General features: G+C 40.2%; 15 protein-coding genes, 4 tRNA genes and 2 rRNA genes (1 of these 21 only partly in view). 9 read left to right on the top strand and 12 right to left on the bottom strand.

What is annotated here, in order from left to right; all coding sequences use genetic code 11:
* Positions 1–390 precede the first annotated feature (390 nt).
* The 4 genes from QJV33_RS06880 to QJV33_RS06865 all read right to left on the bottom strand — a co-directional run bounded on the left by QJV33_RS06880 (position 391) and on the right by QJV33_RS06865 (position 7,204).
* Entirely contained in the window at positions 391–2,640 is a 2,250-nt protein-coding gene (locus QJV33_RS06880) for a glycoside hydrolase family 3 C-terminal domain-containing protein (RefSeq protein WP_281462626.1), read from the bottom strand.
* Between the two features lie 161 nt (positions 2,641–2,801).
* Positions 2,802–5,054: a glycoside hydrolase family 3 C-terminal domain-containing protein gene (locus QJV33_RS06875; protein ID WP_281462625.1), complete on the bottom strand. Its 2,253-nt coding sequence runs from the start codon at positions 5,052–5,054 to the stop codon at positions 2,802–2,804.
* 195 nt (positions 5,055–5,249) lie between these two features.
* Positions 5,250–6,824, bottom strand: coding sequence for a carbohydrate porin (locus QJV33_RS06870; RefSeq protein ID WP_281462624.1), 1,575 nt, complete (start codon positions 6,822–6,824; stop codon positions 5,250–5,252).
* A gap of 304 nt (positions 6,825–7,128) precedes the next feature.
* Positions 7,129–7,204: transfer RNA gene (locus QJV33_RS06865), tRNA-Asn, on the bottom strand.
* A 96-nt stretch (positions 7,205–7,300) separates the two neighbouring features.
* Between QJV33_RS06865 and QJV33_RS06860 the strand changes: the two genes are divergently transcribed.
* Complete coding sequence (locus tag QJV33_RS06860; RefSeq protein WP_281462623.1) at positions 7,301–8,347, top strand: ABC transporter substrate-binding protein; 1,047 nt, start codon at positions 7,301–7,303, stop codon at positions 8,345–8,347.
* A 53-nt stretch (positions 8,348–8,400) separates the two neighbouring features.
* On the opposite strand, the gene QJV33_RS06855 is transcribed toward QJV33_RS06860, so the two are convergent.
* Positions 8,401–9,390, bottom strand: coding sequence for a ferritin-like domain-containing protein (locus QJV33_RS06855; RefSeq protein WP_281462622.1), 990 nt, complete (start codon positions 9,388–9,390; stop codon positions 8,401–8,403).
* A 24-nt stretch (positions 9,391–9,414) separates the two neighbouring features.
* Complete coding sequence (locus QJV33_RS06850; protein WP_281462621.1) at positions 9,415–10,074, bottom strand: ATP-dependent Clp protease proteolytic subunit; 660 nt, start codon at positions 10,072–10,074, stop codon at positions 9,415–9,417.
* Between the two features lie 273 nt (positions 10,075–10,347).
* Here QJV33_RS06850 and QJV33_RS06845 point away from each other — a divergent pair, with 273 nt between their 5' ends.
* The 7 genes from QJV33_RS06845 (at position 10,348) to QJV33_RS06815 (ending at position 17,100) form a co-directional block, all read left to right on the top strand.
* Entirely contained in the window at positions 10,348–11,361 is a 1,014-nt protein-coding gene (locus tag QJV33_RS06845) for a hypothetical protein (RefSeq protein ID WP_281462620.1), read from the top strand.
* 40 nt (positions 11,362–11,401) lie between these two features.
* Positions 11,402–12,589, top strand: coding sequence for an LL-diaminopimelate aminotransferase (locus tag QJV33_RS06840; protein ID WP_281462619.1), 1,188 nt, complete (start codon positions 11,402–11,404; stop codon positions 12,587–12,589).
* A 46-nt stretch (positions 12,590–12,635) separates the two neighbouring features.
* Positions 12,636–13,958 (top strand): homoserine dehydrogenase, encoded by a 1,323-nt coding sequence (locus QJV33_RS06835; RefSeq protein WP_281462618.1) that lies wholly within the window; start codon positions 12,636–12,638, stop codon positions 13,956–13,958.
* Positions 13,959–13,985: 27 nt separating this feature from the next.
* Positions 13,986–14,984 carry a class II fructose-bisphosphatase gene (gene glpX / locus QJV33_RS06830; protein ID WP_281462617.1) on the top strand — a complete coding sequence of 333 codons (999 nt, stop codon included), beginning with the start codon at positions 13,986–13,988 and terminating at the stop codon, positions 14,982–14,984.
* A 106-nt stretch (positions 14,985–15,090) separates the two neighbouring features.
* Positions 15,091–16,824, top strand: a complete 1,734-nt coding sequence (recJ, locus tag QJV33_RS06825; RefSeq protein WP_408869671.1) for a single-stranded-DNA-specific exonuclease RecJ — start codon at positions 15,091–15,093, stop codon at positions 16,822–16,824.
* A 52-nt stretch (positions 16,825–16,876) separates the two neighbouring features.
* Positions 16,877–16,952: transfer RNA gene (locus QJV33_RS06820), tRNA-Glu, on the top strand.
* 72 nt (positions 16,953–17,024) lie between these two features.
* Positions 17,025–17,100, top strand: a tRNA-Glu gene (locus QJV33_RS06815).
* 190 nt (positions 17,101–17,290) lie between these two features.
* Here the strand turns inward: QJV33_RS06815 and QJV33_RS06810 are convergent.
* The 3 genes from QJV33_RS06810 to QJV33_RS06800 form a co-directional block, all read right to left on the bottom strand.
* The gene (locus tag QJV33_RS06810; RefSeq protein ID WP_281462615.1) at positions 17,291–18,457 is read right to left on the bottom strand and encodes a glycosyltransferase family 61 protein; all 1,167 of its coding nucleotides are present in this window, start codon (positions 18,455–18,457) and stop codon (positions 17,291–17,293) included.
* Positions 18,458–18,541: 84 nt separating this feature from the next.
* Positions 18,542–20,377, bottom strand: coding sequence for a dihydroxy-acid dehydratase (gene ilvD / locus QJV33_RS06805; protein WP_281462614.1), 1,836 nt, complete (start codon positions 20,375–20,377; stop codon positions 18,542–18,544).
* Between the two features lie 99 nt (positions 20,378–20,476).
* On the bottom strand, positions 20,477–21,346 hold the full coding sequence (locus tag QJV33_RS06800) for an alpha/beta fold hydrolase (RefSeq protein WP_281462613.1): 870 nt from the start codon (positions 21,344–21,346) through the stop codon (positions 20,477–20,479).
* A 111-nt stretch (positions 21,347–21,457) separates the two neighbouring features.
* Between QJV33_RS06800 and QJV33_RS06795 the strand changes: the two genes are divergently transcribed.
* Complete coding sequence (locus tag QJV33_RS06795) at positions 21,458–22,024, top strand: CGNR zinc finger domain-containing protein (RefSeq protein ID WP_281462612.1); 567 nt, start codon at positions 21,458–21,460, stop codon at positions 22,022–22,024.
* 186 nt (positions 22,025–22,210) lie between these two features.
* Here QJV33_RS06795 and QJV33_RS06790 read toward each other — a convergent pair.
* The 3 genes from QJV33_RS06790 to QJV33_RS06780 all read right to left on the bottom strand — a co-directional run.
* Positions 22,211–22,287, bottom strand: a tRNA-Met gene (locus QJV33_RS06790).
* Between the two features lie 281 nt (positions 22,288–22,568).
* Positions 22,569–22,684, bottom strand: a 5S ribosomal RNA gene (gene rrf / locus QJV33_RS06785).
* A gap of 107 nt (positions 22,685–22,791) precedes the next feature.
* Positions 22,792–25,356 (bottom strand): 23S ribosomal RNA (locus tag QJV33_RS06780) (it continues 171 nt past the right edge of the window).

Here is a 25,356-nt window from a genome sequence, read left to right as displayed (position 1 = left end):
ATCCAAATAATTGCTGATTTTATAGCACTATCGATGAGTATTTTAAACATTATTTGCCATGTTGCAAAAATAAATATTTACCTAAACACACAAAATATAAGGTATATAAGCTAATCTCACCAACCCTATCTCTCTTCACTAATTATTTGTAAAACTCTCATTACCCTGTTTTTCAGTAAAAATTAATATCTGATTAAATTTTGCCAAATATATTCACATATTATTGGTGACGTTATTTATACAATTCTAGAAATTTAAATTGATTATAAACTATCCATCCCACCCTTTATTGAAACAACTCTGCATAGATCAAATCAATCAACATCACAATCAAAAAACCGCGGGAAGCTAAACCGTGGCTAATATAAAACAACTTAACAAACAACCAAATTAATCAGCCAGATTCATCTTGTTCAAATGAACCGCTGCTTTAACTCCTTCATTAGAAAGCGCATCAGGTTTCACAACAATAGTATAAGTCCCTGCTGATAATTCCCAATGATGAGCTTTGGGTTCGTAATTCGCGACCGCTTGTAAATCCAAAGGAATGCTAACCGTCTTTGTTTCCCCTGCTTTCAAAGCCACTTTATCAAATCCAAGCAAACGGCTGGTTGTGTCACTCGGCATAGTGCCATATACTTGCACAGCGTCTGCACCGTCTTTTTTCCCTGTATTTTGAACTGTAACTTCGGCTATCATAGTGGGATTTTTTACAGATAGATTATTATTCAACGCAATTTTTGTGTATTTAAATGTTGTATAAGATAATCCATATCCAAATGGATAAAGTGGCATAATCTTTTTATCTTGATACCAACGATATCCAACATTTGCTTTATCTACATCCAAATTAAACGTTGTTATCCCCGATAAATCAGGCTTATCTTCTTTAACAGGATCATCTTCATTCCATCTTTGCCCCACATTGGTAATTGTAGGATATGGAACTTGTGCCAAAGATTTTGGCCATGAAATGCTCAATCGCCCAGACGGATTGACTTTACCAAATAAAATATTCGCAATTGCAGAACCACCAGAAGTCCCAGGGAACCATGCTTCAACCACCGCATCAACATTGTTTAACCAAGGCATTTCAACAGGATTACCTGTTTCTAAAACCACCACCACTGGCTTACCTGTTTTTGCAACAGCTTCAATTAACTGGTTTTGATTGCCAGGCAAACGCATATCCGCATTATCGAAACTTTCTGCACTCCATTTAGTAGCAAACACAATCACCACGTCAGATTGGCTGACCAATTTAACCGCTTCAACAATATTATTTCCTTTAGCAAATTGCACCTTAGCCTCGGGTACCAAGGCTTGAATTGCTTTCATTGGTGAAGATGGAAAATAAGATATTGGACCAGGCCATGTTTGTATACCAGTAGAATCCTTTATATTCCCTCCTCTAGCAGTTACTTGAGAAGACCCACCACCAGACAAGACACCTTGATCTGCTTTTCCACCAATAATAGCAATTTTCTTTACTGATGTTGCGAGTGGTAAAATATTCTGTTTATTTTGCAGTAAAACAATGCCATTTTCTGCGATTTTTTGTGAAATTGCCTCATGCCCAGCTATATCTTCTGTTTGAGTGGACTTTACTGCTGGATAGTCATACGCACCCACTTGAATAAGACCATATAAAACGCGATACGCCATATCATCAAGGCGACTTTGTGGAACTTCTCCTTTGGCAATGGCTTCTTTTAACGCTTTACCAAAATATATTTTATTATCAAATTGGTCTGCAGCGGATTCTTGATCTAACCCGGCCTTGGCGGCTTTGACTGTACTATGACCGCCCCCCCAATCGGTCATGATATATCCCTGATAGCCCCAGTCTTTTTTAGGGAGCTGTAGCAAATAACTGTTTTCACAACTATAATCACCATTCACCTTATTATACGCACACATAATGGAACTTGGGTTCCCTTTTTTAATCGCAATTTCAAAAGCAAGTAAATCAGATTCTCTCCCTTCTTTTTCCCCTACTTTCATATCAATTTTTTTACGATTGGTTTCAATATTATTAAATGCAAAATGTTTAACCGTAGAAACCACATGTTGACTTTGCACACCTTTAATTTCAGCAGCACCGATATTCCCTGCCAATATCGGGTCTTCACCTAGATATTCAAAATTACGACCCGCCCTTGGATCTCTAGATAAAACAACGCCACCCCCTAAGAGAACATTAAACCCCCTATGAAACGCTTCGGCACCAACCATCTTTCCCGCCTCATAAGCAAGATTGCGATCAAAAGCTCCCGATAAAATTTGACCACTAGGTAATGAAGTCGCCGCATCGTTTGGACGAATATGATTAGGATTAACCACACCCAATCCTGCATCCGTAATTTGTTGTGCTGGAATATTTAAACGAGGAATACCCGGAACATAAGCCGCACTACCCAATGCACCTTTTGGAATAGGGAGATGTTTAGAACCATTATCCACTGCATACTGACTGGCAACCAACTGCAATTTTTCATATTGTGTCATTACCTTGACCAGAGCCTTTGCGCGAGCCTCTGCAGAAAGAGAAGTATTTTTCCAAAATGCTGTTTCTGCATGTCCAATACAAGGCACACTAATCAAAATAGATGAAAGTAAAAATAACTGAGACAATTTCATAAAAATATCCTCTTCCAGTCAAAATATATACAAACATTAGCTTATATTTATTACGAATAGTCAATATTGATTAAAGGTCGTACACAGTATGCTGTTATAAAAAAATAGCCACGGCTAAATATACCGTGGCTATTTAAAAGAATACCAAATTATGTAAGATATTAATCAGGCAAATTAATTTTATCCAAATGCATTGTTGTTTTTAGTCCATCTGTAGACAATGCGTTGGGTCTGACAAAAATTTCATAAGATCCTGGGGCAATTTCCCAATCATGTTTTTCAGGAAAATAATGCGACAAGCTAGCGGGGAATAAAGTCACCTCAACGGTTTTCGTTTCACCTGCTTGTAAATTAACCTTTTTAAATCCAAGTAAACGGCTAGGTGTACCATCAGGCATTTTTCCATAAACCTGAACAACATCAGCACCATCGCGACTACCTGTATTTTCAACCGTTACATTCGCCGTTATTAAATGTTGATCTGCTATAAAATCTTTAGTGACGTTAATTTTCTTATATTTAAAATTTGTATAAGATAAACCATATCCAAAAGGATAAAGGGGAGTTAAATGTTTTTGTTCATACCAACGATATCCAACATTTGCACCATCCTCGTTCAAATTAACCGAAGAAACCAGTTGGTTATGTGATGAATATTGCTTTACATTGAGTTTTTGTGTTGCCGGCAAATTTCCTGCTCCAGCAATATAAGGATAAGGAACTTGACTTAACGCTTGGGGCCATGTGGTCGTTAAACGTCCAGAAGGGTTGACCTTGCCAAATAAAATATTAGCAATTGCTGGTCCACCAGACGTCCCTGGATACCATGCCTCTATGACAGCATCCACATTGTTTAACCAAGGCATTTCAACAGGGTTACCCGTTTCCAAAACGACGACAACTGGCTTTCCTGTTTTTGCAACAGTGTCAATTAGTTCATTTTGATTTCCAAACAATGACAAATTCGCAGTATCAAACCCTTCAGCACTCCATTTTGTGGCAAACACAATCACCATATCTGCCTGACTTGCTAAAGCAACGGCCTCTTTAATATTATCACCCGTCGCAAAATTAATTTTTGTATTCGGCGCTAATGCTTGAATTGCTTTCATAGGAGACGATGGAAAATAAGAAACTGGCCCTGGCCAACGTTGAATTCTTGTGTGGTCAATAATATTCCCCCCTCTGGCGGTGACTTGCGAGGAACCACCCCCAGACAGAACACCTTGGTCAGCTTTACCGCCAATAATGGCAATATTTTTAAGCTGCGGAGAGAGAGGTAAAATATGATGTGCGTTTTTTAACAAAACAATTCCGTTTTCTGCGACTTTTTGTGAAACGGCTTCGTTTGCAGCAACGTCTTCGGGTTGATTGGATTTATAAGCTGGATGATCGTATGCACCAACATCTATTAAACTATATACAATTCGATAAACCATATTATCCAAACGACCCTGAGAAACCTCACCTTTCTCAATCGCTTTTTTTAGATCTTTGCCAAAAAATATTTTTGAATCAAATGAAGCACCAGATTCTTGATCTAAACCTGCATTTGCAGATTTGACCGTGCTATGCGTTGCACCCCAATCTGTTATAATATACCCACGATATGCCCAATTTTTCTTTGGCAATTGTAATAAATAGCTGTTCTCACAACTATAATCGCCATTCACTTTATTATAAGCACACATAATTGCACCAGGTTTTCCCTGTTTTATTGCAATTTCAAAAGCCAATAAATCTGATTCCCGCGCCTCTTTTTCACCAATACGCATGTCAACTTTCATACGATTGGTTTCAATCGCACCAAAGGCAAATTGTTTTGCAGTGGCGATCACATGCTGACTTTGCACCCCTTGGATCTGAGCTGCTGCCATATTTCCAGAAAGTAATGAATCCTCACCTAAATATTCAAAGTTTCGACCATTTCTGGGCTCGCGAACCAATACCGCTCCTCCACCACCAAGAAGCACATTAAATCCTCTATGATAGGCCTCTTTACCCACCATCTTCCCTGCCTCATAAGCAAGATCTGGATCAAAAGTTCCAGATAAAATCTGGCCACTTGGTAATGAAGTCGCTGCATCCCCAGGTCTTACATTATTTGGATTTGTTACCCCTAGCCCAGCATCTGTAATTTGTTGCGCTGGGATACCAAGACGAGGAATTCCAGGCACATATCCCGCAGAACCCAATGCGTCTTTAGGAACAGATTGATTACCAGAACCATCCCCTACCCCATAGCGACTAACTACTAATTGCAGCTTTTCGTCTTGTGTCATCGCCTTGACCAATGCTTTTGCACGCGTTTCTGAAGATAATGACGTATCTTTCCACTCAGGTTCAACAGAAAATGCTAAGCTAGGCATGCCCACAAGCATAGAAGACATAAGGAAAATATGGGATATTTTCATAATAGCAGCCTTTATAAAATAATTTACAATATTAAAATACTCTACCCTCAAAGTTCAATAATCAACTAAAAAAATCAACAAAACAATTAAAATTCCCTTTCAAAAAAAAGTTATGAATAAAAAAAGGCTTAGATAATTATATTTTAAATAACTATCAAAGCCTTTTGTTTTATTACTTATTCTAACTAATATAAATTAGAAATCTACACGACTTTTAAACCCTAAGAATGCGGCATCCTTAATATTTTTTTGTGCATTTGGATGGACTTCATATTGGAAATCAGGTTGAAAACGAATACCTCTGTAAACATGAATAATATAGGTAACCTCTATACTGGTTTCAGAGGTTTGTATCCCTGTTGCACCACCAATATTTAACAAAGAAACTCCTTGAGATAAATTATAGCGTTGCGCATCACGCATTTTACCACTCATGATCTGATGAATAAATAAAACACCAAATGCATCCATTGGTCTGGCTTTCCAAAAACCAGTATCAATAATTCCAGCAAGCACCTGATTTTGACGTTGGAACGTCAAGGGATTGGTATGAACAAAACCAACATACCCAATCAATCCATTTAAATCCCCAGGACCATTACGTTGAATCATTTGATCCAATAAAACCCATTCTTGATCTCGACCACGTTTCCAACGTTGATCGGCACCATTCATCGCCGTAATTTTTTTACCATTCAGCCCACTGCCCCATACAGGATAAGAAGATGTATCATAAGCAAACCCTACTTTATAATGACCAACAAGCTCATTTTTACCCCAGCGTGGTTCATACCCCATTTCCAATGGGAATTCACCCCCTGCATCGCTACCCGTTCTTACTAATGAAGACCAACCAGCGCGATGTCCTGACGCATTGCCATAAGCAGCACGACTGACTTCGAACATCCCAATACGAATATAAAATTGCTTAATTGGTCTAAATAACGTGGTAATTCCCCACGTCGAATCTGGCCACGCATTAAACCCCGCTGCTTGACCCGTTAATGGTTTAGGATTTCCGCAAATACCATTATTCATAAAATAACAATGAATAGGGCTGGTCGCATAAAACCCACCGACGTTTGTACGCCCAAAAGAGGTAACGATCTTACCATCCATAAAATATTTATCATTATAAAGGTTTACGAGTTTAGCAACAACGTTTCCACCAGCACCGTAAATTTCTTGTACAGATGTAATATTCTCGCCAACCAACTTACTAACGGGTGAACCATAACGACCCAGTACTGTCATATGAGACACCAAACCATCCGTCAGCCAGTTTCTGCCAACCAAAGTACTCCAATCAACGTCTAGATTCGCATCAACAGCCCCTGCGTTAGTGGCTCCCTTTTTTTTACCACCAGTGATATTTCCAGCAAATTCATTTTGGTTATCAAAGTTCAAGTTAACCCCATGTTTATATAACCAAGGATTAACCCCTCCCCATGTACCTAATAAATGCTCTGGTTGAGGAAGCAAAGGATTACCCTCTGCTTTTAAACGTTCAATATCTTTGGCATTACTTTGGACGCGACCGATTGCTGTTTTCCAGTCTCCACCCCCGCCTGCTGGCACCAAGTGCCAATCTGTTAATCCATTCATGGGTGAATTATCGTCTGTAAACGCTTCGGTTGATGGTTTATTTTTATGCTCATCTGCTTTCGCCGCAGAGTCAAATTGAACCATTCCTCCCATAACTAAAAAACAAGAAAGAAAAGAAAACTGTTTTTTCCGCAAAAGGCTGGGTTTATTCCAAAATAATGCCATATTTACCTATTATCGTGTTTAGATGTTAAGAAACCACCAGAATAACAAAGCAATAAAGACAATCTTTCTTTACACAGGTGCTTTATTTCCTAGAGCAAGCTAGGCATTATATAAATATAGTTTGGTCAACTGTCATAGTAAAATTAATGTAATCTCAGACCGTTAAAATAAAATAAAAGCACACAGTGTTAAAATAGAAACAACCAGATATTTGGATGGTTTCAATTACAATAACATTTACTTATGAGGAATGGGGAAGAAATATAAATGGGTAATTTTTTTAAGTGATTTTAAAAAAATTATATGGCTCCCGAAGTAGGACTCGAACCTACGACCGAGCGATTAACAGTCGCTAGCTCTACCAACTGAGCTATTCGGGATCAGCCATGCACACTCTATAGCCTAATTTGATATTAATGGTAAAGTGTTTTTTTTCATTTTTTGCAATTTTTTTTCATTTTTAGTAAATACCCCTTATGAATACTCAAGATCAATCCAAAAAGTCATTGATAACGCGCAGAAAAACACTCTTTGGTCTAGCAGGAACCTTTTTCCTTGCCGGTGGAGGTGGATACGCTTCTTACCACTATATTACCCATAAAAAGCATTTGATTGGTGAATATAAACCCCAATCTATTCGTATTGCATGGCCTAAAGGTGAAATCGATTCACTATTAACTATTGCCCAAACCGAGGGTTTTTTTCAAAAATATGGATTAAATGTAACAATCCTTCCCAATATTCAAAATCACCTACAAGCATTAGATGCCTTTAAAAACAATCAGTGCGACGCAACTGTTTTGTCTGCTTTAGATTGGTTACCTGCTCTGTTCACAGGCATACAAGCTCGCTTATTGGTGGGTATCAGTGGAGGTAATTTCCGTCTTTTAGTTTCTAAAAAAAGTCGAATCGATAGGTTAGTTGACTTGGCAGATTTAAAAATCGCAACACGCCGCCATGCAGAAAAAGAACGTATTTTCTTTTCTATTTTGCTCAGACGTAAAGGACTAAACCCCGAACAAAATATCAAATGGGTTGAAATGGAAAAGGAAGAATTATTACCAGCATTACTGTCCAATCAAGTTCAAGCGATTATTGGATATGACCCCTTTATATGGGAAATCTTGAGCAATGCGAACAAACAAATATTCGAATTAGCAGGCAGCCAAACTGGCAGTTGGAGTTCCAGAGCCAATCGGATTCTTGGCATTAACACTCAATTCTTAGAGAAAAACCCCGATATTGCCGCGCCTTTGGCATTAAGCATTCGACAGTCCTCTAAATGGCAAACGCAACATTTACAAGAAACCAGCATATTACTTGCCGACGAATGGAAGGGCATAAATTCTCAACAAATTCTACAAATGCTCAAAAATGAAAATCAAAATATTGCCCCAATTAATAACCAATTATGGGAGCAAATCGCTCAATATATTGATGAATTCAAACTGCTAGGAAAAGTCCCAAATGACCTAAATTCTAGCCGAGCAGCCAGACAATTTTGTCTAACCATTAAGACATAAAAACGATCCTCTTTCAAGCTCTTTGAAAGAGGATCGTTTTAGAATAAAATCAGCTAACCAATCTGTTTGTTTTTTATTTTTTCTGGCAAGATACGCAAAAGAAGCTTTGTTAAAAATGGTGCCGTTTTAGGTCTGACCAGACGACGATCATATCCAGCAAAACGACGATCATTCTCAGTAAGGCATAATTTTAAAAAATCTTTTAGCGTCGTCTTTTCTTTGCCTAACTCAGCCACGCCATTAATAGTAAAATTATTATCTTCGTAATATTCTTGACCATCAACGTCGACATCTTTAATTAACCCCAAACGCTCATAAATCAAAAACACATGAACAGCCCATAATTTAACCTCGAATTTAATCCTTTTAAATAAAGACATATTTTTACGATGCCAGGCCAGCCAATTGGCAAAAAGCAAAATATGACGGCATTCCTCTTGCATCACCGGTTCAAAGGTTTCAATTAACTCTTTGGTAAAAAAACCAGATTTTTCTGCAACCGCAAACAAACCAAAAGCAAAAAAACTGTCCCAACATTCGCTGAAACCCGTGACCATATAAGCCCATTCAGCATCCTTAGGTGCTAAATAAGGTTGTTCTTGAGCCAGTGGGATACCATAAAATTTAACTAAGTCAGATAAAACCTCTTTATGACGATTTTCCTCCCAAGCATTTCTGGCGATCGCATCCGCCATCTCTGGGTCAAGCAACTCTTTGACATAAGCTGCCATGCGTAGGCGTGCTTTCCCCTCAGTATGAACCGCAATATCCCAAATAGGCAAACTTTTTAAACGATTAATTTCTTCTTCGCTTAATTTTGGCCAACTCATGAATGTAGGTCTGTATGGGTTAAATGTCTCACGGAACATCTGACACACAGCTTGTTTATGCTCTTTACTACCGATTCTTATCGATCCAGGAATGGCACTCATCCAATGGCGAACTCGATAATTCATTTCCTCTAATTCTTTATCAGATTTAGGCTGAGGCAAATCATGTAAATTTTCAGGTAGCTGTGTATAAATCGCTTCTAAACTAGACATTTAACCAAACCTCCATCAATTAAATTATTTCAAGTCAGACCATGTATGAATAATTTTACTCACTAAACCATATTCAATAGCCTCTTTTGCAGACATCCAATAATTACGATCTGTATCCTTCGCAATTTTTTCAAAAGAATGCCCTGTTTCCTTAGCAAAAATATGATTTAAACGCTCACGCATTTTAATAATTTCTCTTGCTTCAATATCGATATCTGTTGCTGGTCCTCTGACCCCGCCCATGGGTTGGTGCAATAAAAAACGTGTATTTGGCAAACAGAAACGACGTTCTTTGTGGCCCGCAGCAAAAATCAATGCACCAGCAGACGCCACCCATCCTGTGCCAATTAAGTTCACAGGGGCATGACCGTCAACAAAACGAATCATGTCGTGAATCGTATCACCACTCTCGACATGACCACCCGGAGAATTGACGTAAATATCAATTGGACGATCAGAATCATATGCCAAAGCCAGAAGACGCGCGGTCACTTCTTTTGCTAATTTATCGTGAACTTCCCCAAAAATTAAAATTTTTCGTTCTTTGAAAAGTTTACCTTCCAATACAGAGCTGGATGCTGCGCCCTCTTCCTTGTCATTTTTTTCTGAAGGATTTACGGGTTCTTCTGGATCATTATCATCTAAAATGATTGCATCATGTGATATAGCCTGCATAAAATTCATCAATCTTTCCCTTCATAGTATACAGTCAATAAAGTATATTAACTGCATAGAAATATATTTGTTGCTAATCCTTATACACTTCAACAAACAGAATAGAAAATATTTTAGTGGTCTTTATATAAAAACCGCTATTTTTTTAATATATTTCCTTTTAGCTATGATTTTTCATGATTATTTTCCAAGTGTTGCAAAAGGAAAATAGCGCATTCATAAAAAAACCTATATTACTATTAAAATTATTTAATGCTGTTTTTAATTTGAAGGTTCAAAAGAGTGTCCTTTATCTGTCAACCGCTCGTTCGATATAGTTTATTCATAGGTCTTTTAGGATTCACAGGATGTGCAAATAGTCCTGTTGTAAAAACACCCGTGGGCTGGTACCACAGTCTTGAAGGGGGGATCGTCGCACAACCTCGCTTACCTGTACCTGGAAACGATCAATCTTATCCATATGTTGGATTAACGCCAACTCAAGCCCCTGCGCTGCCTTCTCCTGCATTAAGAAGGGAAATTACAGATTCACTCACGAAAGATAGAACCTTATCAGATTGGCAAAATACAGTTACCCCTCTTGAGATTCCTAAAATCCCAGCACCCCCTCAACAAGTAACAGAAAACAAACCTGCGACGGACAATAAACAAGCAAACAAAACAAAAACAACAGAAAATAATCAAAATCCACAGGGATCCTCTGCATCCTTTGATGCTGTAGGACAAGACCCAACACCTCCTGACCCAAAACACCCTAGTAATCCACCGCCCAAAGAAGAAGCAAAAAAAACAGAAGAAAAACCAAAAGAATCGAAAAAAGAGGCTCCTCCGGCTCCTGTGCCTGTGGTCATGCCAGCCTTACGTACACAAATTGATAATCAATCTGTTGTTATTCCTGAGATTCCTGTGAACCCCCCTGCACCTTCGAAATTTCCTGGCTTTAACATCCCTTCTGATGCACATCTTCCCCCTGCATTTCAACCCGCAGCTTTACCGTTGGAAGCACCAAAAGGCGATTTAGTCACCTTTCCTATTGATTCTGACACACCTAATCCTAAACAAGACGGGTTAATCAATTCCATTGCTTGGCAACGACATGGACGCACAATTTTTGTGCATGGATATGGGGATGCCTATTCCATTTCACCAGATTCACAATCAAAAGCATTATCTTTAGCATTATTGCGTGCAAAAACAGTTGCAAAAATGTTAATTGCTCATAATGTACCAGAATCATCTATTGTAATTCGTGCGCATGCTATCGGCCATGGCGTACGTATTCGAATGGATGAATAATTATTTTACATTTTAACATATTCACAGAATTGAGTATCCTATGACCGAAGAATTTCATCGCATACGCCGCCTCCCTCCTTATGTCTTTGCAGAAGTTAACGCGGCGAAAAAAGCGGCACGTGCGCGCGGTGAAGACATTATCGATCTAGGCATGGGTAATCCAGACAGCCGCCCACCAGAGCATGTTGTGCAAAAATTGGTTGAAGCAACATCCTCCTCTCGTGTGCATGGCTATTCCGTAAGCCGTGGTATTCCTGGATTACGCAAAGCATTAGTCAATTACTATCAACGCCGTTTTAATGTTGATTTGGATCCAGAAAGCGAAGCCATTGTTACGTTGGGCTCCAAAGAAGGCTTGGCTAATTTGGCTTCAGCTATCACCAGCCCAGGGGATACTATTCTTGTCCCCAACCCCTCATATCCTATTCATCAATTTGGATTTATTATTGCAGGGGCTGCGGTTCGATCTATTCCTGCAACACCAGATGAGAATATGCTCGAGGCATTACATAGAGCGGTTCATCATTCTATTCCAAAACCGACTGCATTGATTGTGAACTTCCCTTCCAATCCAACCTCTTATGTCGCAAGTTTAGATTTCTATCGTGAACTAGTTGCTTTTGCCAAAAAAGAATCTATTTGGATTCTGTCAGACCTTGCATATGCGGAACTCTATTACGGAGATCAAATTCCACCTTCTATCCTAGAAGTCCCTGGCGCAAAAGACATTGCTGTTGAATTTACCTCTATGTCAAAAACATATTCGATGGCTGGGTGGCGTATTGGCTTTGCTGCGGGCAATCCTAAATTAATTGCTGCGTTGACACGTATTAAATCTTACCTCGACTATGGCGCTTTTACGCCCATTCAAATCGCTGCTGTTGCTGCACTTAATGGTCCACAAGATTATATTCAAGACATGCGTGATCTTTATAAAGAGCGTCGAGACACCTTAATCAAAGGATTACATAATGCGGGGTGGGATGTCCCCTCCCCACCCGCATCCATGTTTGCTTGGGCGCCTATTCCAGAACCATTTAAACATTTGGGTAGTGTTGAATTTTCTAAATTACTCCTGAAAGAAGCACAAGTTGCCGTGGCACCTGGCTTGGGCTTTGGTGAATATGGGGATGATTTTGTCCGCATTGGTTTGGTTGAAAATACACAAAGATTACGGCAAGCTTGTCGCTCTATTAAAAATTTCATGAATTCTTATTCAAAAGAATAAAGTAAAACGAATACCTATATAATTATCGTAACCTGGAGAACATTTTATGAGTAACCCGTCTATAAGCAAGCCATTAAAACTGGGAATTGCTGGTCTTGGCACCGTAGGGGCTGGCGTTGTTCGGCTTTTACAAGCCAATGCCCAAGCCGTCACCCATAAAGCAGGTCGTTCGATTGAAATCGTAGCGATCAGTGCCAAAAGCAAAAATAAAGATCGAGGAATTGATTTATCCCACATTCAATGGGTTGATAATCCCATGGATCTTGTTTCCCATCCAGATATTGACGTGATTGTCGAACTGATTGGTGGTGCCAGCGGGATTGCTTATGACTTGGTTTGTGCAGCGTTAAAAGCACATAAAGGCGTGGTTACTGCTAACAAAGCGTTAATTGCTTTGCATGGTAATGAATTGGCTAAACTTGCTGAAGAAAAAAATGTTCCCCTTTTATTTGAAGCCGCCGTTGCAGGGGGTATTCCTGTTATTAAAACCATCAAAGAAGCATTGACCCCAGATCGTTTAAAACGCATTGGTGGAATCCTCAATGGGACTTGTAACTATATTTTGACTGCAATGGCAAAGACAGGCTGTGCATTTAATGATATTCTCAAAGAAACTCAAGAATTAGGCTATGCCGAAGCAGATCCTTCTATGGACATTGATGGGTTTGATGCAGCACATAAATTGGCTATTCTAGCCAGCCTAGGTTTTGGACATACGATTCACTTTAAGGATGTTTTTGTTGAAGGTATTCGTGGCATTAATCCAGATGATTTGCGCTATGCCAAAGAGTTGGGATATACCATCAAATTGATCGGCATTGCACAACAACACCATGACGAGCGTATAGAATTACGGGTTCATCCCGCGTTATTACCTTGTGATACACCGTTGGCTCGTGTTGATGGTGTAACAAATGCAGTATTTACCGAAGGCGAATTTTCTGGTCGATTAATGTTAGAAGGTGCCGGCGCAGGAGAAGGACCAACTTCAACCGCAGTCAGTGCTGATATTATTGATATTGCCAGAGGCTCAACAATTCCCATGTGGGGAACAGATTGGAAAGAGTTAACCCCAGCAACCGTTGTCTCTCGTAATGAGTTTAACAAAGCGTATTACATTCGGTTAATGGTTCAAGATAAACCTGGTGTTGTTGCTGATATTGCGACTATTTTAAAAGAGCATAATGTTTCTTTACGCAGCTTATTACAACATGGTGCAACCAATGATACTGATGATACGCCCATAGTGCCTATTATTTTAGTAACGCATAAAACCAAAGAAGAATCATTGTTACAAGCTTTACAAGCGATTCAACAACTTCCAGTTATTACAGAAAAACATATTATGCTTCGTATCGAAGAAGCATAAGCAGTTATTTTAAGGATATCATTTACTATGCCTCTATCTTCTCCTACGACTTCAACCTATACTGTTTCTGATCGCAACCTTGCATTAGAACTTGTCAGAGTCACCGAAGCTGCTGCTATTCAATCTTTCAGCTGGATTGGACGTGGCAAAAAAAATGAAGCTGATAACGCCGCCGTAGAGGGGATGAGGCACGCTTTTGATACCGTTGCCATTTCTGGAACCGTCGTTATTGGTGAAGGTGAAATGGACGAAGCACCAATGTTGTATATTGGTGAAAAAGTTGGTTCTGGTGGTCCGAAAATGGATATCGCTGTTGATCCATTAGAAGGAACTAACCTAACTGCCAAAAATCTTCCTAACGCGATTACAGTAGTTGCATTGGCTGAAGAAGGAAAATTTCTTCATGCGCCTGATATTTATATGGATAAAATTGCCATTGGTCCTGATTATCCAGAAGGCATCATTGATATTGATAATTCCATTGAAACCAATCTTCGCAATCTTGCCAAAGCAAAAAAAGTTGATGTGTCTGAAATTACACTCAGCGCATTGGACAGAGATCGCCATCAAGAAATGATCGCCAGAGCTCGTGAAGTTGGCGTGCGTGTTAAATTGCTTTCAGATGGCGATGTTGCTGGGATTATTGCCACTTGTATTCCTGACAGCAATGTCGATATATTTATTGGCTCTGGTGGTGCCCCCGAAGGGGTATTAGCAGCAGCTGCACTTCGATGCTTTGATGGGCAAATGCAAGGGCGTTTACTGTTTGAAGACCAATCTCAGATTGATCGTGCCAAAACAATGAGCGAAGGCGATCCTCAAAGAAAGCTCTTTTTAGAAGATATGGCCAGTGGCAACGTATTATTCTCTGCAACAGGTGTGACCACAGGCGATATTCTGAAAGGCGTGCAATGGAGAGGCAACTACGTTTGGACGAATTCTTTGGTAACACGTTCTCGTTCAAAAACAGTCCGTTTTGTGAATGCACGTCATAATATCTTAGCAAAACCGATGGATATTAAATAAATTTAACTGTGATCTAGTGTCTGAATTATTAAAAAAACCTTCTATAGAAGCACCGCTTGTCCTGAATATACAACAAAGCCTGTCTGGGCGGCGGTGGTTATGGCGTATGCCATCCTTTTGCGATTCAGGCACGCTGGATCGTCATGCTCAACATATTGCACAAAAAGCCTCGCTATACGACATCGTTGGCAGAATGATTGCTGTGCGAGGGGTATCCCCTCAGGCTGTTGAGCATTTCCTTGATCCAAAGTTAAAAAACTTGCTGCCAAATCCCTCTTGTTTAAAAGATATGGATAAAGCTGCTGATCGCATTGCCAAAGCTGTCATTCAACAAGAAAAAATCGCAATTTTTGGAGATTATGATGTTGACGGCGGATGTTCTTCAGCAATTTTGACGCAATTTTTTAATGACCTTCACCTCTCCCCAATTATTTATATTCCTGATCGAATTAAAGAAGGCTATGGACCGAATACCCCTGCTCTACAAAATCTAATCAATCAAGGCGTGACATTAATCATCTGTGTTGATTGTGGCGCTGCGTCACATCAAGTTTTTGATGCAACTCCTCAAGATAAAACCGATATTATTGTTTTAGATCACCATAAATGCGAATCAGCACCTTCTATTTTTGCCAGCGTAAACCCCAATCAATTAGAGTGTAATTCAAATCTAGGATATTTATGCGCTGGTGGTGTCAGTTTTCTTGCTTGTATTGCAGTCACTCGGGCTTTACAACAGCAACATTATTTTGAAAATCATCCAAAACCAGATCTTTTCAATCTATTAGATTTAGTTGCTCTTTCGACAATCTGTGACGTTATGCCATTGACAGGATTAAACCGTGCACTCGTCACGCAAGGTTTGAAGGTTTTAGGAAAAAGAGAGCGCATTGGTTTGGCTGCCCTTTTAGAAGTCTCAGGCGTTCAAAAAGCACCCGATGCATTCAGTTGTGGTTTTGCTTTAGGGCCCAGAATTAATGCTGGCGGTCGTATTTCAGAATCAGATTTAGGGTTAAAATTATTAACGTGCCACAACCCTGTTGAAGCCCATCAACTCGCAGAACGATTAGACACAATTAATAAACAGCGCCAAAATATCGAACAAGGCGTATTACAACAAGCAACGGGCTTAGCGTTAGAGCAACATGAAAAAGGCTCGCCTGTTATTTTATTACATCATAGTGACTGGCATCCTGGCATTGTTGGGATTGTGGCAGGACGAATCAAAGAACAAATTAACAGACCTACTTTGATTGGAGCAGAGCTTTCAGATGGGACGATCAAAGGGTCTGGACGTTCTATTGTTGGGTTAGATTTAGGTGCCGCAATTATCGCAGCCAAACAAGCTGGCTTGTTACTGCATGGTGGTGGTCATGCTATGGCTGCTGGATATAGCTATCACAAAAATCAAACCGAGGCTTTGCATCAATTTCTTAATGAGTATTTATCCAAAGCAGCCCAAGCCCCTAGTGTGGTTGACCTAGAAATTGAAGGTGTGACGACTATTGCTGGTGCTTCTGTTGAATTAGCTAAACAAATAGAACGTTTAACCCCTTTTGGAAATGGGAATGATGAACCTTTAATTGTCTTATCGCATGTTCATATTCTGCGCTCTGATCGAATCGGCAAAGACAGCAATACATTACGTTTAACTTTACAAGGGGAAAATGGTGCCAGTATCAAAGCCTTGATGTTTAAAGCCGATCAGAATCCAATTACGTCATATTTAGAAGACTACAATAACCGCCGCCCAATGCATTTAGCAGGCTGGTTGCGTTCAAATAGCTGGAATGGTCGTGAAAATGCAGATTTTTTCATAAAAGATGCAGCTTTTGTATAAATTATCCTTGACCAAAACCAAATAGCCATGTAAGTAGAACCTCATTGCCTCTGTCCCGTTCGTCTAGAGGCCTAGGACATCGCCCTTTCACGGCGGCAACACGGGTTCGAATCCCGTACGGGACGCCAATCATTCCTTAATGATTGTTGGTGTTTATATAAATAGTTCGTTCTTCTATTTCAAAAGAACATATTGCCTCTGTCCCGTTCGTCTAGAGGCCTAGGACATCGCCCTTTCACGGCGGCAACACGGGTTCGAATCCCGTACGGGACGCCAATCATTCTTTAGTGATTGCATATAATCAAGAAATATTATGCAAATCCTAAATCCTAATATATAAACTGCAATTAAGCAGTTACCACTTTAAAATAACAGCTGGTTACGCAAGACTGAAATACGGTCTAAATCCCTAGGGATGCCAATACCAAAGCAAGATTTCTAAATTAGAAAGCTCATAATCTCCCAATCACCAATTTGGCTTTAATCGGTTAATTGCTTGCAGTAGATGTTCCTCTGTTAATTGATCTTTTGATAAATTGAAAAAACAATAAGGTTGCTGTTTCATAGCCGTGATTAGATAAAAACAATTCCTTAAATAAGGCTGTTCAAATTGACGATTTAACTCTAATAAAGGCGTTCCTGGACGAGCAAAAACCATATTTGCTAAACCCGCACCATGAGGAGCCATTACAAATTCTGCTTGTCGAAAAAGAGCAACTTGCGTAACAAAATCCATATTTTCTAAATATATTTTTTGAATATTTTTAGCTTGTAAAACCCGCTCTATGATTTCTTTTTCTTCGCTATTAACTCTACTGTCGTGTCCCTTTTCACGGCTAATATAAACGCGTTTTGGTAATTCAGGCATATTAGGCACATCAAATTTATCAAACAAAGAATAAACTTCAGAAAAAAGTAAATACAACTCGGGCTTAAAATCTGGAATATGCCAACAATAAGATAAATTTTTGACTGGATAAATACCCACATCCAATAAAGTAACACGATCTTTTAAACCACTCAGCGCAAGTGTTTGCTCATAAGTTGATAAACTATATGCAGGCTGTCTATTTTCAAACAGACTACTTCTTGATGGAAGAACTAACTGCGTATCAGATGGCAATATAAAATTCGCAAATTGTGTTTTTGAAATTGCATATAATAACCAATGATAATAATTGGTAGATGCCGCATCGCAACCTACAAAAACATCATCTAATTTATCTCTAAATGGAATATTTTTAATGCAACCCTCTCTATCAATTATACGATTCCTAAAACAAGAGGGAGGACCAACAATTCGGTAATCACTTTGCACAATCACGCCATACAATTCAGGAGCTATAACAAGATAAGCATCCTCAAGGGTGCACATCTTTAAAGTCCGAGCCGGCATAATGGCTTGTCCATTCTCATTTCCATCTACACAAGCAGTATTTCTTATAAAACTTCTCACATCATAAGCTTTTAAGCCCAATTCAAACTCTTGGAATCGTTGAGCATCATATGCTGCAATAGGCATCGACAACAAACGTTCTGGACTATAACTCATGTCATAGCACTGACCACCAAAAGCAAATGGTCCATTAAAACTACCTAAAATTGGTAGGAAAGAAGCATTTTCGTCTACCATTATTCACTGTTCCCTTATACGCAAACATCTGCTGCTTGAGCTTCATGGTATATTTATATTTCGTACAATTATGCTATTATCTTGTTACTCAAACAACTCTTTATTCCTCACTGCACCTTTATCAGCACTGGTTGCCATCATGGCGTATGCTTTCAAGGCAAGACTCACTTTTCTGGCACGTGGCTTTGCTGGTTTCCATCCTTTTTGATCTTGCTCTGTGCGACGTTTTTGTAACTCTACGTCAGAGACATCCAGTTGAATAGAACGATTAGGAATATCAATAATAATCTTATCGCCATTCTGAACCAAGCCAATAGCCCCACCCGATGCTGCCTCTGGAGATACATGACCAATCGAAAGCCCAGAAGTCCCTCCTGAAAAACGACCATCCGTTAGCAATGCACAAAGTTTACCCAAATTCTTAGATTTCAAATAGCTGGTTGGATATAACATTTCTTGCATGCCAGGTCCGCCTTTTGGTCCTTCATAGCGAATTACTACAATATCACCAGGTTCAATTTGATCGTCTAAAATTGCTTCAACAGACGCATCTTGACTTTCGAATACTTTGGCTGTGCCTGTAAAAGTCAAAATGGATTTATCAACGCCTGCTGTTTTCACCACACACCCAGCTTCGGCGATATTACCATATAAAACTGCTAACCCACCATCTTGAGAATACGCATGTTCTACACTGCGAATACAACCCTCTTTGCGATCTGTATCCAAACTATCCCAACGCTTATCTTGGCTAAAGGCTTGTTGTGTTGGAACGCCACCAGGTGCAGCTTTGAAAAATTGTAAAACTGACTCTTCTTTGCTGCTTGTAATATCCCAGTGACGTAAGGCCTCACCCAATACATCAAAATGAATCGTTTTTACAGTGGTATCAATCAAGCCACCTTTGGCCAATTCAGCCAAAATAGAGAAAATACCCCCTGCACGATGCACATCTTCCATATGATATTTCTGAGTATTCGGAGCGACCTTACAAAGTTGTGGAATTTTACGAGATAAACGATCAATATTTTCCAAAGTAAATGGAACTTCACCCTCTTGTGCAATCGCTAATAAATGTAGAATCGTATTTGTTGATCCACCCATTGCAATATCTAATGTCATTGCATTTTCAAAGGAAGCAATTTGTGCAATTGAGCGCGGTAAAACACTATCATCACCCTGCTCATAATATTGTTTACATAATTCAACAATGCGACTCCCTGCCCGTTTAAACAACAACTCTCTATCTTTATGAGTTGCTAACATCGTTCCATTACCTGGAAAAGATAACCCCAAAGCTTCGGTTAGACAGTTCATCGAATTCGCAGTAAACATCCCAGAACAAGACCCACAGGTTGGACAAGCAGAACGTTCATATTCAGCTACATTTTCATCAGAAATATTGTTATTTCCTGCAACCACCATTGCATCAACCAAATCAAGTTTATGATTGGCAACTGCGCTTTTTCCTGCTTCCATTGGACCGCCAGAAACAAAAATCACTGGAATATTCAAACGCATCGCAGCCATCAACATCCCTGGCGTAATCTTATCGCAGTTTGAAATACAAACCATAGCATCTGCACAATGTGCATTCACCATATATTCAACTGAGTCAGCAATAATTTCTCGGCTAGGCAATGAATACAACATACCATCATGACCCATGGCAATTCCATCATCCACAGCAATGGTATTAAATTCTTTGGCAACACCACCTGCTGCCTCAATCTCACGCGCTACAACATCGCCTAAATCTTTTAAATGGACATGGCCTGGCACAAACTGAGTAAAAGAATTCACCACAGCAATAATAGGCTTGTTGAAATCCCCATCTTTCATTCCAGTCGCCCGCCACAATGCGCGAGCCCCTGCCATATTACGACCTTGAGTAGAAGTATGTGAACGATATTTGGGCATTTAACCAATCCTATTAAAAAATTAAGAATATATTAAAATATATCCCTCTTATTTCAGAAAATTTCAAGAATAACCTTTGTTTACTCAATAAATCATATTTTATTCCACAAACATATCACAAATAGCATTTGCAATATGAGCCACATGTGTCTCCAAAGCAAAATGTCCACTATCCAATAACTCAACAATTGCATTTGGATTATCTCTCTTAAATGCATGAGCACCATCTGGTATAAAGAAAGGATCATTTTTGCCCCAGATAATCAAAGATTTGGGTTGATATTTTCTAAAATACTCTTGGAATTGAGGGTATAATTTTAAATTATTCACATAATCTAAAAACAGATCCAATTGTATCTCTTTATTACCTGCCCTTTGAAACAAAGCCGTGTCTAAGAAATAGGTCTCTGGCGCTATTTGCTCAATATTTTCTACACCATGTGTATATTGCCAACGCGTAGCTGTTAAATTCAACAAAGAATCTTTAAGATTCTGCCGATTTTGCAGTGTCGGTTGCTCCCAATATAAACGAATAGGATCCCAAGCACTTCCTAATCCTTCTATATATGCATTCCCATTTTGAGAGATCAATCCTTGCAATCTATCTGGTTGACCAAGCACCATTCTTAACCCAACTGGTGCGCCATAATCAAAAACATACATTATATAACGATCAATATGCAAAGCATCCACAAAACCAATTAATGTCTGTGATAAAGAATCAAAACTATATGTATAATCAAGAGAAGAATCCACTTCGGTAAATCCAAAACCAGGAAAATCAGGGGCAATAATATGAAAATGCTGTGCCAATAAAGGAATCAATTCCCGAAATTGATGAGATGAGCTTGGGAATCCATGTAACAATAATAATGTAGGAGAATTTTTCCTACCTGCTTCTCTATAAAAAACACGTACCTTATTTAATTCTATATAGTTATAATAAACTGGATAATGAATATATTCCATCTTAACCTTGTATAATTTATAAAATGTAACACTTAGAGTATGCTAACACTTAATATGTAACCTGTAAATTTTATTTTACATGGTTACAGGTTATAATGGAGTTTATTATTTATGATTAATGAAAATTTATACTCACTTACGATAGGCGATCACATTGCCTTAGACATGCTGAATACTGTTTCCTATTTAGATGGTCGTATTGTTGATTATTGGCGATCTTCTCAGAATGTAATTCGTTGGCTGGTGAATATTGCTGGTATTGATATCGCACCTACCAGATCATTCAGTGATCAAGAGTTGTTTAACGATGCAATAGAATTAAGAGAGGTGATCCGTACTTTAGTGGAACAACGAAAAGCTGGATGTAATCTTGATTTTACCAAGTTATCTCTATTCTTGAGTGGCGCTTCAAGTTATTTAGCAATTACTAAAAGCTCTAATAATTTTATGCTTCAAAGGCGATATCGTAGTGACTCTACTATTGAAGTTTTATCACCATTGGCGGAAGCCGCTGCTGATTTACTAATTAATTTAGATGTTAATTTACTGAAGCGCTGTTGTGGTTTGAATTGTATATTATGGTTTTATGACAGAAGCAAGTCACATCGCCGTCGTTGGTGCAGTATGGATGTATGTGGTAATCGTCACAAAGTATCCCGTTACCGAGGTCATATATAAGATAATCTTTATTAATAAGTAATAAAGTTACTTATTTTTACCACCATATTTAGTATTTTTATTCACGTATGTGTTTTTCTTAATTTTTTTATTTTTTGGGATAATAGTGATAGTGAGGTTTTTTAATATATTCCATATCACTGTAAACGACGCGATTAATTCTTACAGATTATACATGTATTTGATTGGGAGCGGGGAGAGGATTTGAACCTCTGACCTTCAGGTTATGAGCCTGACGAGCTACCGGGCTGCTCCACCCCGCAGGGGTGTATATGCCTTTGTAGTTGAGGGATGCATGATTTCCCTATTGGCATATGAGAACTGAATTAACATGAATTGAGTTAATCTCAGTTAATTTTAGATCTGAGAGTTATCGTTCTTTATTTTGAAGGATAGTTCAGATCGTTATTTTCTTACTCTGCGAGGTATATTGGACAGAGTATAAATGATAATCCTATTTTATTTATAATAGTAATAGAAAGTTTAAACTGAGTGTTTAGTTTAATGGGGATTATTTTATATTTAGAGGGGGGTATATTAGAAGACCTGGCGGCGACCTACTTTCCCATGCCTTAAGACATAGTATCATGGGCGCTGGGGGTTTTCACGGCCGAGTTCGGGATGGGATCGGGTGGTTCACTCCCCGCCATTGCCACCAGGTCATCTAATATACCCTTGTGTGTTGGTTGGTATTGTGAGTGTATGGTTGGTTAATTGGAATTGGTTATTTTATAAGAGTGACTGATATGAGTGTATGTGTGTTTTATAGTGTAAGTGCAAGGGCGATTAGTATCAGTTAGCTGCACATGTTTCCATGCTTTCACACCTGACCTATTAACGTGGTGGTCTACCACGGCCCGTAATGAGACCTTGTTTTGAGGGGGGTTTCCCGCTTAGATGCTTTCAGCGGTTATCCTTTCCATACTTAGCTACCCGGCGGTGCTGCTGGCGCAACAACCGGTACACCAGAGGTATGTTCACCCCGGTCCTCTCGTACTAGGGGCAAATCCTCTCAAGTCTCGACATCCACGGCAGATAGGGACCGAACTGTCTCACGACGTTCTAAACCCAGCTCACGTACCACTTTAATCGGCGAACAGCCGAACCCTTGGGACCTGCTCCAGCCCCAGGATGTGATGAGCCGACATCGAGGTGCCAAACCTCCCCGTCGATGTGGACTCTTGGGGGAGATCAGCCTGTTATCCCTAGAGTACCTTTTATCCGTTGAGCGATGGCCCTTCCACGTGGAACCACCGGATCACTATGGCCGACTTTCGTCTCTGTTCGAGCTGTCACTCTCACAGTCAGGCGGGCTTATGCCATTGCACTCAACAGCCGATGTCCGACCGGCTTGAGCCCACCATCGCGCGCCTCCGTTACTTTTTGGGAGGCGACCGCCCCAGTCAAACTGCCCACCATGCAGGGTCCCAATCCAGGCTTACTGGATATGGTTAGACATCAAAAAAACTCAGGGTGGTATTTCAAGGATGGCTCCACAAAGACTGGCGCCTCTGCTTCAAAGCCTCCCACCTATCCTACACAGCGTTTTCCTGATGCCACTACAAAGTTGCAGTAAAGGTTCATAGGGTCTTTCCGTCTGACCGCGGATACCCCGCATCTTCACGGGGAATTCAATTTCGCTGAGCCGATGCTGGAGACAGCGGGGAAGTCGTTACGCCATTCGTGCAGGTCGGAACTTACCCGACAAGGAATTTCGCTACCTTAGGACCGTTATAGTTACGGCCGCCGTTTACCGGGGCTTCAATTCAGTGCTTGCACACCTCCTCTTAACCTTCCGGCACCGGGCAGGCGTCAGACCCTATACGTCGTCTTTCGACTTTGCAGAGCCCTGTGTTTTTACTAAACAGTCGCTACCCCCTGCTCTGTGCCACCTGATTATGGTTGCCCACAATCCGGTCTTGCTTATCCCGAAGTTACGCAAGTAATTTGCCTAGTTCCTTCAGCATCGTTCTCTCAAGCGCCTTGGTATTCTCTACCAGTCCACCTGTGTCGGTTTCGGGTACGGTCTATCCGCTAGAGCTATTTCCTGGAATAGTCCAAAAGCCAGATCAATCCAATAAGATCTGACAACATATTCTATTCGTCACTTCTAGCAGGTTCAGGAATATTAACCTGATTTCCATCGACTACGGCTTTCGCCCTCGCCTTAGGGGCCGACTAACCCTGCGTGGATTAACCTGGCGCAGGAACCCTTGGACTTTCGGCGACAGTGTTTCTCGCACTGTTTGTCGCTACTCATGTCAGCATTCGCACTTCTGATATCTCCAAAGAGGGTCACCCCATCTCCTTCACAGACTTACAGAACGCTCCGCTACTGCGCATATAAATATGCACCCACAGCTTCGGCAGATATCTTGAGCCCCGTTACATTTTCGGCGCAGAGTTTCTTAATTAGACCAGTGAGCTATTACGCTTTCTTTAAAGGATGGCTGCTTCTAAGCCAACCTCCTGGTTGTTTTGGAATCTCCACATCCTTTCCCACTTAGATATCATTTAGGGGCCTTAGCTGGTGGTCTGGGCTGTTTCCCTCTCGACAATGGACCTTAGCACCCACTGTCTGTCTGCCATGCTCATACTCTTGGGTATTCGGAGTTTGATTAGGTTTGGTAGGTCTTTGGGACCCCCGAGCCCATTCAGTGCTCTACCCCCCAAGGTAATACATGACGCTCTACCTCAATAGATTTCGCGGAGAACCAGCTATTACCAAGTTTGATTGGCCTTTCACCCCTAGCCACAGCTCATCCCCGTCTTTTTCAACAGACGTGGGTTCGGTCCTCCAGTGCGTGTTACCGCACCTTCAACCTGGCCATGGCTAGATCACTTGGTTTCGGGTCTTCTGCCAGCAACTAATGCCCTATTCAGACTCGCTTTCGCTGCGCCTACACCTATCGGCTTAAGCTTGCTGCAAACAGAAACTCGCTGACCCATTATACAAAAGGTACGCTGTCACCCCATAAGAGGCTCCAGCTGTTTGTAAGCATTCGGTTTCAGGTCTCTTTCACTCCCCTTGTCGGGGTGCTTTTCACCTTTCCCTCACGGTACTTGTTCACTATCGGTCATCAGGGAGTATTTAGGCTTGGAGGGAGGTCCCCCCATGTTCAGACAGGATTTCACGTGTCCCGCCCTACTCAAGGACTTTAAAGATATTACGTATACGGGGTTATCACCCTCTATGACTGGTCTTTCAATACCATTCTACTTACCTCTTTAAAGCCACTGGCCTGTTCCGCGTTCGCTCGCCACTACTAGCAGAATCTCTGTTGATGTCTTTTCCTCCGGGTACTTAGATGTTTCAGTTCCCCGGGTTCGCC

It is taken from the genome of Commensalibacter nepenthis (assembly GCF_029953305.1).
In the GTDB taxonomy this organism is placed as follows: domain Bacteria; phylum Pseudomonadota; class Alphaproteobacteria; order Acetobacterales; family Acetobacteraceae; genus Commensalibacter; species Commensalibacter nepenthis.
This window is presented reverse-complemented; position numbering and strand designations above follow the sequence as displayed.